This is a genomic window from Bacillus sp. GS3m_15504 (assembly GCF_055825275.1).
Genome location: NZ_JBVVNL010000001.1, coordinates 1,257,953 through 1,270,592 on the forward strand (window position 1 = coordinate 1,257,953; position 12,640 = coordinate 1,270,592).

14 protein-coding genes are annotated in these 12,640 nt (G+C 36.6%); 12 read left to right on the forward strand and 2 right to left on the reverse strand.

From position 1 onward, the window contains the following. The first annotated feature begins 28 nt into the window (after nucleotides 1–28). The 7 genes from AC0L0O_RS06720 to AC0L0O_RS06750 all read left to right on the forward strand — a co-directional run bounded on the left by AC0L0O_RS06720 (nucleotide 29) and on the right by AC0L0O_RS06750 (nucleotide 5,666). On the forward strand, nucleotides 29–1,078 hold the full coding sequence (locus AC0L0O_RS06720) for a P-loop NTPase (protein ID WP_000934079.1): 1,050 nt from the start codon (nucleotides 29–31) through the stop codon (nucleotides 1,076–1,078). A 15-nt stretch (nucleotides 1,079–1,093) separates the two neighbouring features. Continuing rightward, the gene (locus tag AC0L0O_RS06725; protein ID WP_000501867.1) at nucleotides 1,094–1,318 is read left to right on the forward strand and encodes a hypothetical protein; all 225 of its coding nucleotides are present in this window, start codon (nucleotides 1,094–1,096) and stop codon (nucleotides 1,316–1,318) included. A gap of 42 nt (nucleotides 1,319–1,360) precedes the next feature. Then, the gene (locus AC0L0O_RS06730) at nucleotides 1,361–1,759 is read left to right on the forward strand and encodes a hypothetical protein (protein ID WP_001056288.1); all 399 of its coding nucleotides are present in this window, start codon (nucleotides 1,361–1,363) and stop codon (nucleotides 1,757–1,759) included. A gap of 168 nt (nucleotides 1,760–1,927) precedes the next feature. After that, nucleotides 1,928–2,176, forward strand: a complete 249-nt coding sequence (locus AC0L0O_RS06735) for a DUF1294 domain-containing protein (protein WP_000871355.1) — start codon at nucleotides 1,928–1,930, stop codon at nucleotides 2,174–2,176. Nucleotides 2,177–2,266: 90 nt separating this feature from the next. Next, complete coding sequence (rarD, locus tag AC0L0O_RS06740) at nucleotides 2,267–3,208, forward strand: EamA family transporter RarD (protein WP_000535551.1); 942 nt, start codon at nucleotides 2,267–2,269, stop codon at nucleotides 3,206–3,208. A gap of 79 nt (nucleotides 3,209–3,287) precedes the next feature. Then, the gene (locus tag AC0L0O_RS06745; RefSeq protein ID WP_000447812.1) at nucleotides 3,288–3,713 is read left to right on the forward strand and encodes a divergent PAP2 family protein; all 426 of its coding nucleotides are present in this window, start codon (nucleotides 3,288–3,290) and stop codon (nucleotides 3,711–3,713) included. A 99-nt stretch (nucleotides 3,714–3,812) separates the two neighbouring features. Then, entirely contained in the window at nucleotides 3,813–5,666 is a 1,854-nt protein-coding gene (locus tag AC0L0O_RS06750) for a terpene cyclase/mutase family protein (protein ID WP_473785678.1), read from the forward strand. Nucleotides 5,667–5,737: 71 nt separating this feature from the next. Here the strand turns inward: AC0L0O_RS06750 and AC0L0O_RS06755 are convergent, their stop codons facing one another. Then, a complete protein-coding gene (locus tag AC0L0O_RS06755) occupies nucleotides 5,738–5,887 on the reverse strand; it encodes a YfhD family protein (RefSeq protein ID WP_001035808.1) in 150 nt (49 codons plus the stop codon). Nucleotides 5,888–6,020: 133 nt separating this feature from the next. On the opposite strand from AC0L0O_RS06755, the gene fabG reads away from it, so the two are divergent. Beyond that, nucleotides 6,021–6,761, forward strand: a complete 741-nt coding sequence (gene fabG, locus AC0L0O_RS06760; protein ID WP_000395025.1) for a 3-oxoacyl-ACP reductase FabG — start codon at nucleotides 6,021–6,023, stop codon at nucleotides 6,759–6,761. A gap of 50 nt (nucleotides 6,762–6,811) precedes the next feature. Here fabG and dhaS read toward each other — a convergent pair whose 3' ends face one another. Then, nucleotides 6,812–8,296 carry an aldehyde dehydrogenase DhaS gene (dhaS, locus tag AC0L0O_RS06765; protein ID WP_000080288.1) on the reverse strand — a complete coding sequence of 495 codons (1,485 nt, stop codon included), beginning with the start codon at nucleotides 8,294–8,296 and terminating at the stop codon, nucleotides 6,812–6,814. A 273-nt stretch (nucleotides 8,297–8,569) separates the two neighbouring features. On the opposite strand from dhaS, the gene AC0L0O_RS06770 reads away from it, so the two are divergent. The 4 genes from AC0L0O_RS06770 (at nucleotide 8,570) to AC0L0O_RS06785 (ending at nucleotide 12,566) form a co-directional block, all read left to right on the forward strand. Then, the gene (locus AC0L0O_RS06770) at nucleotides 8,570–8,848 is read left to right on the forward strand and encodes a YhdT family protein (RefSeq protein WP_000800721.1); all 279 of its coding nucleotides are present in this window, start codon (nucleotides 8,570–8,572) and stop codon (nucleotides 8,846–8,848) included. Between the two features lie 3 nt (nucleotides 8,849–8,851). Further along, the gene (gene panF / locus AC0L0O_RS06775; protein ID WP_001104834.1) at nucleotides 8,852–10,291 is read left to right on the forward strand and encodes a sodium/pantothenate symporter; all 1,440 of its coding nucleotides are present in this window, start codon (nucleotides 8,852–8,854) and stop codon (nucleotides 10,289–10,291) included. 101 nt (nucleotides 10,292–10,392) lie between these two features. Next, nucleotides 10,393–11,340 carry a nucleoside hydrolase gene (locus AC0L0O_RS06780; RefSeq protein WP_009879443.1) on the forward strand — a complete coding sequence of 316 codons (948 nt, stop codon included), beginning with the start codon at nucleotides 10,393–10,395 and terminating at the stop codon, nucleotides 11,338–11,340. A gap of 116 nt (nucleotides 11,341–11,456) precedes the next feature. Beyond that, nucleotides 11,457–12,566, forward strand: a complete 1,110-nt coding sequence (locus tag AC0L0O_RS06785; protein ID WP_149283426.1) for a serine hydrolase — start codon at nucleotides 11,457–11,459, stop codon at nucleotides 12,564–12,566. The last annotated feature ends 74 nt before the right edge of the window (nucleotides 12,567–12,640 follow it).

Below are 12,640 nucleotides of genomic sequence, written 5' to 3' on the forward strand. Positions count from 1 at the left end.
AATTCTAATACGAGAAGGGATGAGTTCTATGCTTAATCAAGAACAAATAATGAACGCGTTAAAACATGTAGAGGATCCAGAGTTACACAAAAGTATTGTAGAATTAAATATGGTTAGAAATATAAAAATGAATGGAACAGAGGTTAAACTTGAAGTAGTGCTAACGATTCAAGGTTGTCCGTTAAAAGCAAAAATTCAACAAGATATTGAAGAATCACTTCATGCAATTGGTGCCTCTAAAGTGGATTTAATATTTGGTTCTATGACAAGTGAAGAACGTGCAGCTTTAACAGAGAAGTTAAAGAAAAATACTAGAACAGAAACTGGTATGCCGAACATGCTTCGCCCTGATTCAGGGGTACAATTTATTACTGTAACGAGCGGAAAAGGTGGAGTCGGAAAATCAACTGTGACAATTAATCTTGCAACGGCTTTAGCTCGTATGGGCAAAAAAGTGGGGATATTAGATGCAGATATATATGGTTTTAGCATTCCAGCTATGATGGAAACGAATCAAAAACCAACGATGATTGATCAAACGGCAATTCCAGTCGTTAGTCACGGTGTTAAAATTATGTCTATGGGATTTTTTACAGAAGGAAATAATCCGGTTATGTGGCGCGGACCGATGTTAAATAAATGGATTCAAAATTTCCTTGCGAATACGCACTGGGGAGAATTAGATTATTTACTTCTTGATTTACCACCTGGTACAGGAGATGTTGCCATTGATGTTGCAGCAATGATTCCGCAAGCGAAAGAAATTATCGTTACAACTCCGCACAATGTAGCTTCATTCGTAGCATCTAGAGTAGGTGTAATGGCAAAACATACGAAACACGAGATTTTAGGTATTGTGGAAAACATGGCTTATTATGAAGAACAAGATGGATCGAAAAATTACCTCTTCGGAAAAGGCGGCGGTGAAATGTTAGCAGAACAATTGCAAACAGAAGTAATCGCACAAGTACCTTTTGCAAAACGTGAAGAAAATAACGGTTCATCTGTATATGATGAAGATTCTCTTGTTGGAGAAGTGTTTACATCGTTAGCGGAAGATATTATTTATAAAGGATAGAGGAGGAATTTTATTATGGGGTGTAATATCGATCATTCTATTGAAGATGTAATGAGTAAGCTTGAAAGTCAAAAGAGTTTTTTACCGGAAGTGATTTTTAAAGAGGTAAAGGGATTTTTGCAAGGTAATCATTCACAGGAAATATTAAATGATGTCTTTCATCTTCTAAAAAAGTATGACTTAGTTAGTGAAGAAGAAAGAGAGACGAGAAATACTCAATTATTGCTGATTATAAAATAAATACGCTTTGGCTTTTGTTTTGTAACAGGAGGGGTAAATGTAATGAATATGAAGAAGATGATTGAAACGATAGAAGCAACAAAAATGACTGATGAAGAATTATCGATTGCTCATTTACATCAAAAGCTCGTGAAGCTATATAGTCAAAAAAATGTTGCTCATTATACGGAGTTATTAAAATATATTTTATCCTTATCCGTGCAGCTTGATTTACATTTCGTATTGAAATATTTTGGTGTGCGACCGGTTGTTGCTATAGACGAGCGTATGCAATTTCAAGAGATATTTAAATGTTTAGCTAATAAGGATGATAATGGGGAATGGTTTTTAAATTTCGTTTCTTTATATGTAGGGCTAATTGTAGTTCTTCACTTTGATGAAAAAGTGATTGAGAGAAGTTTTTTCGATGATATGGTTGTGGGTGAAGGAAATGAAGTATAAGATTTTGCTCATAACATTTTTCTATTTAATTGCTATAACTGCGATTTTAATTGGTTATATAAATATGCAAGTAATGAATTAAACTAGTTTGATAAAAAGTGTTCTTCAGTTGTTTCCATCGTTTTTTCATGTTACGATTAAGCGAATTTTTCGTAGGGAGAGAAAGCGATGAAATGGATTTATTTAATTCTTATTAACGTTATAGCTTTTAGCCTTATGGGGCTTGATAAACGGAAAGCGAAGAAGAAACAGTGGAGAACGCCAGAAAGTACGTTGTTTTTATCAGCGGCAGCTGGGGGCGCAGTTGGCGCTTGGATCGGTATGTATATGTTTCACCATAAAACTCATAAAAAGAAATTTGTTTTCGGTATACCGTTACTTGTCGTTATCACAATATGTTTACTTTTTGCTGTATGAGAAATGTCGAAAGAATTGCAGATTGATTATTGGTAAAGTGAGCACGTGGGACCGTATAATGGAGAAAAACGAGAAGAGGAGAAAAGGAAGATGGGGAGTCAATCAGCACAGCAGAAAAAAGGGATCATATATGCGGCTGGTGCGTATACGATGTGGGGAATCCTACCAATCTATTGGAAATGGGTTGAGGAAGTTCCAGCAGATGAAATATTAGCACACCGCATCGTTTGGGCGTTCGTGTTTATGTTAATCGTATTAGGTGTTACGAAGAGATTTCGTCAGTTTATTGGGGAGTTCGTGAATCTTTTTAAACGACCTAAATTATTAATGTCATTAACAATAGCTTCAGTCTTGATTAGCGGAAACTGGTTTGTCTACATATGGGCCGTTAATCATAATCATGTCATTGAAGCAAGTCTTGGCTATTATATTAATCCGCTTATTAGTATTTTACTTGGTACAGTCGTTTTAAAGGAAAAGTTAAACTTTTGGCAATACGTTGCAGTTGGTTTAGCTGGAGTAGGAGTTATCATTTTAACAGTACGTTTCGGGGCTATTCCATGGGTTTCTTTATCACTTGCTCTTTCATTTGGATTATATGGATTAACAAAAAAATTGTTAAACTATGATGCGACAATTGGACTTACGATGGAAACGATGTTAGTAACGCCGTTTGCGATTATTTATTTAGTAATGACAGGAGTACATGGTTTCGGCTCATTTGGCTCTATCTCAATGTCATCGACATTACTATTAATAGGAGCGGGCATTGTTACAGCTCTACCACTTTTTTATTTTGCAAAAGGAGCACAACTTATTCCGCTTTATATGGTAGGTTTTTTACAATATATTGCACCAACGATTAGTTTAATTTTAGGTGTGTTCGTATTTGGTGAACATTTCACATCTACTCATATGATTGCATTTTTCTGTATATGGGTTGCATTATTTGTATTCTCGGTAGCGAAAACAAAGTTCTTAGTGCAAAAACAACCGAAATTTATAAAAAATAAATCAGCAAAAGTATCATAATGCGTAGTATTTTCTACGCATTTTTCTTTATACTGATACTATAAAGGATTTCCATTATAGCTAGTAGGGAGCTGAGAACGTGGAAACAATTTTACATAACGATCCGCTTATGGCCGCTGTAATTTCATGGTTTTTAGCACAGTTTACGAAAGTGATTTTTAAATTAGTCAAAACGGGTGAATTTGATTTTGCAAAGTTTTTCGCTTCAGGTGGGATGCCAAGTTCTCATGCTTCAACTGTTACAGCACTGGCGACAGGTGTTGGCGTTGTGGAAGGTGTGGAAAGTACTTTATTTGCAATTGCTGCTATTTTTGCCATTATAGTTATGTATGACGCTTCAGGAGTAAGGCTTGCAGTAAGTAAACAAGCGAAAATATTGAATGAGTTTTTTCACGGTAGACAAACAGAATATAAGAAGTTAAATGAACTTGTCGGACATACACCGTATGAAGTAGTAGTTGGTGCTTTATTAGGGATTATTGTCGGAGTAGGGTATTGTTTATGAGCAGAACATTTTATATGTTCTGCTTTTCTTTGTATTCATACATATTCAGCTACCTTCTTGAATATCGTTATACGGATTTCGAAAGGGTGGGTGAGTAACTTGTTATTATACGAAAAAGCGCATGAAGAAATAGTGAGAAGAGCAACAGCACTTCAAACAATGCAATGGCAAGATGGTACGTGGCGATTTTGTTTTGAAGGAGCTCCATTAACAGATTGCCATATGATTTTTTTATTAAAATTATTAGGTAGAGATAAAGAGATAGAACCGTTCGTAGAAAGAGTAGCATCACTCCAAACAAATGAAGGAACATGGAAATTGCACGAAGATGAAGTAGGAGGTAATTTATCAGCTACAATTCAATCTTATGCCGCCTTACTTGCATCGAAAAAATATACAAAAGAAGATGCGAATATGAAACGAGCAGAAAATTTTATTCAGGAACGCGGTGGTGTGGCGCGTGCTCATTTTATGACGAAGTTTTTATTAGCAATTCATGGAGAATATGAATATCCTTCACTCTTTCATTTACCAACACCAATCATGTTTCTACAGAATGATTCCCCCTTTAGTATATTTGAATTAAGTAGCTCAGCACGTATTCATTTAATTCCGATGATGCTATGTTTAAATAAAAGATTTCGAGTAGGGAAAAAGTTATTACCAAATTTAAATCACATTGCGGGCGGAGGCGGAGAATGGTTTCGGGAGGATCGGTCTCCAGTTTTTCAAACGTTATTAAGTGATGTAAAACAAATTATATCGTATCCACTTTCGTTACATCATAAAGGATATGAGGAAATAGAACGTTTTATGAAAGAGCGTATTGATGAAAATGGAACGTTATATAGTTACGCAACTGCCTCGTTTTATATGATTTATGCTTTACTTGCGTTAGGGCATTCTCTTCAATCATCAATGATTCAAAAGGCTATAGCTGGGATAACATCTTATATATGGAAGATGGAAAGAGGGAATCATTTGCAAAACTCTCCTTCAACCGTGTGGGATACAGCTTTATTAAGCTATGCGTTACAAGAGGCTCAAGTTTCAAAGGATAATAAGATGATTCAAAATGCAACAGCGTATTTATTAAAAAAACAGCATACAAAAAAAGCTGATTGGAGCGTACATGCTCCGGCACTTACTCCTGGCGGTTGGGGTTTTTCGGATGTGAATACGACAATTCCAGATATAGATGATACAACAGCTGTGCTAAGGGCATTGGCACGAAGTAGAGGAAACAAAAATATAGATAATGCTTGGAAGAAAGGGGTCAATTGGATTAAAGGATTACAAAACAATGATGGTGGCTGGGGAGCATTTGAAAAAGGTGTGACGAGCAAATTATTAGCAAAATTACCAATCGAAAATGCAAGTGATATGATTACAGATCCTTCTACGCCAGATATTACGGGGAGAGTGTTAGAGTTTTTCGGGACGTATGCACAAAACGAATTGCCTGAGAAACAGATACAAAGGGCAATAAATTGGTTAATGAATGTACAAGAGGAAAATGGATCATGGTATGGGAAATGGGGGATTTGTTATCTATATGGTACGTGGGCTGTTATGACTGGTTTACGGTCACTCGGAATTCCGTCTAGCAATCCTTCATTGACACGAGCAGCTTCATGGCTTGAACATATACAGCATGAAGATGGTGGTTGGGGAGAATCATGCCACAGTAGTGTGGAGAAAAGGTTCGTTACTTTACCATTTAGTACACCATCCCAAACTGCATGGGCGTTAGATGCTCTCATTTCTTACTATGATACAGAAACGCCAGCTATTCGAAAAGGTGTTTCATATTTGCTTTCGAATCCTTATGTGAATGAAAGATATCCTACTGGAACAGGTTTACCAGGTGCGTTTTATATTAGGTATCATAGCTATGCCCATATATATCCACTACTTACTTTGGCACATTATATAAAAAAATATAGAAAATAAACCGAGAGATATCTCTCGGTTTATTTTGTTGGGTAGTAGGTCCCTGTTGAAAAGAATAAGGTTGTGCTTCCTTATTTTTCTGTTGACTGGCGTTTTTGACGTGCATCAGCGGCATTTGCACGTGCGTTTGCTTCTAAGTCATTGTGGTCAGCAAGTTCACGAGAGAACTCTACATCAATGCCATCAGTAGCTTTGTTTTGTTTGAAATTTTTTTTGTTCATTCGACACAATCTCCTTGCACTTTATGCGACGTTGCAAAGTTAGTTTGACACAAATAGACTTTTTTATGCAAAGAGGAATTGGAAAGGAAAAAGCCGAAATATACAGTATAAGTAATAGAAATGGGGGATAGGGATGGAGTTTTTAAACGGGAAAACAGCTGTTGTAACAGGAGCTGCACAGGGAATTGGAAAAGAGATTGCAAGGGTGTATGCAAAACTAGGGGCGAAAGTATTAATTAGCGATGTAAATGAAGAGAAGTTACAAAAAACGACACGTGAGTTCTTGGATGAAGGATATGAAGTGAGCTTATATCGATGTGATGTGAGTAATCAAAATGAAGCGAAGTCGTTAATTGAATATGCGGTTCAAAAATTCGGTACATTACATATTTTGGTGAATAACGCTGGAATTACAAGAGATGCCATGTTACATAAAATGGAGAAGTCTTCTTGGGAACAAGTACTGCAAGTAAACTTAACCGGTGTTTTTTATTGCATGCAACCAGCACTTCTTTATATGAGACAACAAGGATATGGAAGAATTATTAATATTTCTTCTATAAGTAGAGAGGGGAATATTGGGCAGGCAAATTATGCTGCAACGAAAGCTGGAGTTGTCGGTTTAACGAAAACGGCAGCGAAAGAAGTTGGAAGTTTCGGTATTACGTGTAATGCAATTTGCCCAGGATTTATGGATACAGATATGACAAAAACGATACCAGATAAAGTGAAAGAAAAGATGGTCGGCGCGATTCCAGTTGGTAGAATTGGAACGCCAGAAGATATTGCGAACGCAGCTGCCTTTTTAGCATCAGAATATGCATCCTATATTACAGGAGAAGTATTAAATGTGAGCGGAGGACTGCAAGTTTAAATGAATACATAATGAAAAGAACCTGGCCGGATAGGTCAGGTTCTTTTTTGTTAATTTAAGTTAAGCCAAACGCTCTTCACTTCTGTATAGTTATTTAATGCGTAAGATCCCATTTCACGGCCGAGACCAGATTGTTTAAATCCTCCAAATGGAGATGCTGCATCAAAGACGTTGTAACAGTTAACCCATACTGTACCTGCACGTACTTTACTTGCAACATAGTGTGCTGTTTTAACATTTTCTGTCCACACACCAGCCGCTAAGCCGAATTGTGATTTATTTGCTCGTTCAATTACTTCATCAATATCGTTAAAAGGTATTGCAGAAATAACTGGACCGAAAATTTCTTCTTTTGCGATTGTCATTTCGTCATTTACGTCAGCGAATACTGTAGGAGAAATGAAGTAGCCTTGATCGAATGGATTATTTCCTCCGCAAAGTACTTCAGCGCCTTCTTCAATCCCTTTTTCAATGTAGCCCATTACACGTTTTTGTTGTTCTTCGGAAACGAGAGGACCAATTGTCGTTTCAGGGTCAAGACCGACACCTTGATTTAGTTTTTTAGAATAGAGGACGAGATCAGCCATGACATTATCATACATTTTCTTCGGAACAAATAGGCGTGATCCAGCAGAGCATACTTGCCCTTGGTTAAACATAACACCAGAAAGTGCACCAGGAATTGCGCGAGATAAATCAGCGTCTGGTAAAATAATGTTCGGTGATTTACCACCAAGCTCTAAAGTAACACGTTTCAAGGATTCAGATGCTTGTCGCATAATTTGTTTACCGACTGGAGTAGAACCGGTAAATGCAATTTTATCAACGAGTGGATGATTAACGAGAGCTTGTCCAGCTGATTCACCGAATCCAGGAACGATATTAATAACGCCTTTCGGGAATCCAGCTTCTTCAATTAATTCAGCTAAGTATAGAGCAGATAGTGGAGTTTGTTCTGCAGGTTTTAAAACGATTGTACATCCTGTAGCAAGCGCTGCTCCCATTTTCCACATGGCCATAAGAAGCGGGAAGTTCCAAGGGATAATTTGACCAACGACACCAACAGCTTCATGGCGTGTATAGTTAAAGAAATCACCGGAAACAGGGATTGTTTGACCAACGATTTTTGTCGCCCAGCCAGCATAATAGCGCATGTGCTCAATTGCAAGTGGTATGTCTGCTGCCATTGTTTCACGGATTGGCTTTCCGTTATCTAACGTCTCGAGCTGTGCAAGCTCTTCTTTATGTTCTTCCATTAAATCAGCTAACTTGTACATAAGACGGCTTCGCTCCGCAGTGCTCATGCGAGACCAAGGACCTTCGTCAAAAGCCATGCGAGCTGCAACTACAGCTTTATGAATATCTTCGCGACCGGCTTCAGAAACGACGGCAAGTGTTTCGCCAGTTGCTGGATTAGGTGTATTAAACGTCTTACCGGAAGCGCTTTCAATGAATGATCCATTCACATATAACTTTTTCGTACCTTGAAGAAACTTTTCTACCTTTTCATGAAGATTTACAGCTAGTTGACTCATTGTATAACCCCCTTGAAAATATAATGTAAACGCAGTACGAGACAGCGTTTATTCCGAAATCAAGGATGTAGGAACTAGATGGAAAGCCTCTAATTTAAATCATAATTAACAAATACTGAAAATTCAAATTTCATTTGTGTTACAATTGTAAAAAATATGTAATGTAAGAGAATCTTCTATATAATTATAAAAAATCCTGCTTGTTTTTGCTTTCTAGTAGGAAAAACTAGAGGAACAGTGGTACAATAATACATCGTGAGAGGAGGGAGAAAAATGAAGAATTATCATGATGATCCACGCTTTCGAATCGCCCATAGAGAAGCGTTAATTGGTCTTGGACTTGCAATTATTAATTTTATAATATGGTACGGATTTGCTTATGGGCTTGGTAGTAAAAATCCAAGTGAATATACATATGTATTCGGTTTTCCAGCATGGTTTTTTTATAGCTGTATCGTTGGATTTATCGTTATGGTTATTTTACTTAGTTTAGTTGTTCGTTTTATATTTCAAGATATTTCACTCGATGAGGAAGAAAAAAGTGAGGAATAATAGATGAATTGGTATGTAATCATTCCAATGATAATTTCGTTTATCGTTGTATTTTTAATTGGTGTATATGCTTCAAGACGTGTACAAGCAACCGCACATAATAAATTTTTACAAGAATATTTTTTAGGTGGGCGTGAGCTTGGTGGTTTATTATTAGCGATGACAATGATTGCTACATACGGTAGTGCTAGTAGCTTTATTGGTGGTCCTGGTATTGCTTACAATATGGGGCTTGGATGGGTATTGTTGTCTGCGATTCAAGTTGTAACAGGATATATCGTTTTAACGGTTATCGGTAAAAAGTTTGCAATTATCGCTAGGAAGATGGAAGCTATTACTCTTATTGATTATTTAAAGGGAAGATACAATAATAAAGCAGTTGTTATACTTTCTGCGGTATGTATTATTATCTTTTTATTTTCAGCAACAGTAGCTCAGTGGGTCGGCGGTGGTCGATTAATTGAGTCACTAACGGGTCTCTCTTATACAACAGCACTATTTTTATTTACTTTTTCTGTACTTGTGTACGTATTAATTGGTGGATTTCGTGCAGTTGCTTTATCAGATACGTTATTAGGTATCATTATGTTAGTGGGAACGACAATCATTTTAATTGCTACTGTCATTGCCGGTGGTGGAATTGAAAAGATTATGCAGGAACTTGTTCAAATCAATCCGAATTTAATTACACCATTTGGAGCGGATGGTAGTTTAACGAAATCATATGTGACATCATTTTGGATTTTAATTGGAATTGGCGTTGTCGGTTTACCGCAAATTAGTGTGCGCGCCATGTCTTATAAAAATTCAAAAGCGATGCATCAAGCGTTAATAATTGGGACGATTGTTGTCGGTACAATTATGATTGGTATGCATTTAACGGGTGTATTTGCACGAGTCGTACTTCCGGGTATAGCGGTACCAGACAAAGTAATGCCGCTACTCGCAATGGAAGTGTTACCTCCTTGGTTAGCTGGAGTTTTCTTAGCTGCACCGATGGCGGCAATTATGTCTACAGTAAACTCGCTATTATTACTTGTAAGTTCATCAATCATTAAAGATATATACGTAAATTACATAAATAAAGATGCGGCAGACAGTACGATTAGAAAAGGAAGTTTATGGATTACTGCTATCGTAGGATTGCTCGTTTATGCAGCAGCAATTAAACCACCAGATTTTTTAATATGGTTAAATTTATTTTCTTTCGGTGGATTAGAAGCAGCATTCATTTGGCCGATTGTATTAGGGTTATATTGGAGGAAAGGAAATGCAACAGGAGCGCTTGCCTCCATTTTAGTTGGAGTAAGCTCATATATGTGCATTCATCTTTTCTATCCAAATCCGTTCGGTATACATACAGTTGTCTTCCCGATTTGTTTTGCGTTTATCGCTTATATCTTAGGAAGCATGGTTGCTGTGAAGAAAAACAGTATAGGTTAGATGAAAAACGTAGTCCTTACAGGACTGCGTTTTTTCGTATAAATTTGTTCTTTTTATTCTGTAATCCTGTGAATATTCATAAATTAATAACAATTGAGGGGATGGAGTTGAGGGCGATGAAAAAAGTATTATTTTTAGGAGACCCAGGAATTGATGACTCTTTAGCAATTATGTATGGATTGTTGCATCCTGATATTGATATTGTTGGTGTAGTAACTGGATATGGAAATGTAACGCAAGAAAAGGCGACAAGTAATGCGGCATATTTATTGCAACTGGCAGGACGGGAAGATATACCTATTATTAATGGTGCGAAAATCCCTTTATCTGGAGATATTACAACGTATTATCCAGAAATTCATGGGGCGGAAGGCTTAGGACCAATTCGACCGCCGAAAAATCTTTCTCCAAATATAAGACCTTTTTGTGAGTTTTTTGACATTCTTGAAAAATATAAAGGAGAATTAATTATAGTTGATGCTGGGAGGTCAACGACACTTGCAACAGCATTTATTTTAGAAAAACCATTGATGAAGTATGTGAAAGAATATTATATAATGGGCGGTGCTTTTTTAATGCCTGGAAATGTTACACCAGTCGCAGAAGCGAATTTTCATGGTGACCCTATTGCATCACAATTAGTCATGCAAAATGCCAAGAATGTGACGTTGGTGCCGCTGAATGTTACATCTGAAGCTATAATCACGCCAGAGATGGTAAAGTACATTACGAAACATTCTAAAACGAGTTTTAATAAATTAATTGAACCGATTTTTACGTATTATTATAAAGCTTATAGAAAGTTAAATCCGAAAATAACAGGAAGTCCGGTACATGACGTTGTTACAATGATGGTCGCGGCGAATCCTTCAATATTGGATTATGTGTATCGTCGTGTAGATGTAGATACAGTGGGGATTGCAAAAGGAGAAAGTATTGCAGATTTCCGTCCTCAACCTGATGCAAAAGCCTTAAAAAATTGGGTACGAATTGGTTGGTCATTACATTATAAAAAATTCCTTGAGGATTTTGTGAAAATCATGACGTAGACATAATGGGAGTATACAAGTTAAAATAATGGAGATGGTTATTCAAATAACCATCTCCATTATTTTGTTTTTTTAAGATAGAGAGAAAGAGTTACACAATAGGAGAGGAATTTTACTTGAAAAAAACTATAGTATGCGCAGTGATTGTGGGTATTTTCGTTTTGCTAATATCGGGTAATTTTTTAGTGAAAAAAGTTTGGAGTTCAAATAATGATGATGCGCAGTATATCGCATCCTTTATTGAAGAACATAAAGATGAAAAAAATAGTGCACTTCTAGTAAAGAGAAATGATAAAGTTGTTTATTCTGTAAACCCGAATATTGTATTGCCAGTTGCTAGTACGATGAAATTAATTGTAGCGCTTGAATATACGAAACAAGTTACAGAAGGGAAAATTGATTCGTCTCGTTTTGTTTCAATTAATGATGTGAATCGTTATTATGTGCCGAATACAGATGGTGGAGCGCAAGATAGATGGCAAAGCTATTTGGAGAAGAAAGGCAAGATAACTGAAGGAGCGGTTTCTTTAGAAGAAGTTGCAAGAGGAATGGTTAGGTTTAGCTCGAATGCAAATGCTGAGTACTTAATGGAAGTGTTAGGATTAGATAATATTAATCGGAATTTACAAAGTTTATCGCTTCCTGCACATCAACCAATATTTCCAATCGTTTCATCTTTATACATCCCTGGATATTTGCATAAAGAATTACATGTTCCAAAATATAAAATAGAGAAAAGGTTAAAAGAAATGTCTCAAGAGCAATATCGTGAATATGCGATGATTATTCATGAGCGTTTAAAAAAGAAGGGACCATTATTACAGAAGGAAATTCCTCTTTATTTAGAGGAATGTTACGATAAAATTTGGTCAGATCGATTGCCAGCTGCTTCTGCAAACGATTATATGGTACTACTTCAAAAGGCGAATCATAAAGGCGGCCTGACAGAAGCAGAAGAAAAAGTATGGGCCAATATCGTTGAAACAGATATGAGCGCTAAGAAATACCGTAAAACATTTAGACATGCAGGGCAAAAAAATGGCTATACGCCATGGACAGTTACAAAAGCAGTTTATGCGATGGATAAACGCGGGAACTGTACAGAAATAGTGTTCTTAGCAAATAATTTAAATGAAGACGACAGTGCGGAAATACGGAAACATTTAGCGAACTTACATTTCCAAGTGTTGCAAAGTGATAAGTATGATGCGACTTTTATTAAATAAACTCGGTGCAGAGAGCACCGAGTTTATTTTTGTGTACAAGCACTTTTTTCCTATCTATGGGTATGATGGGTAGT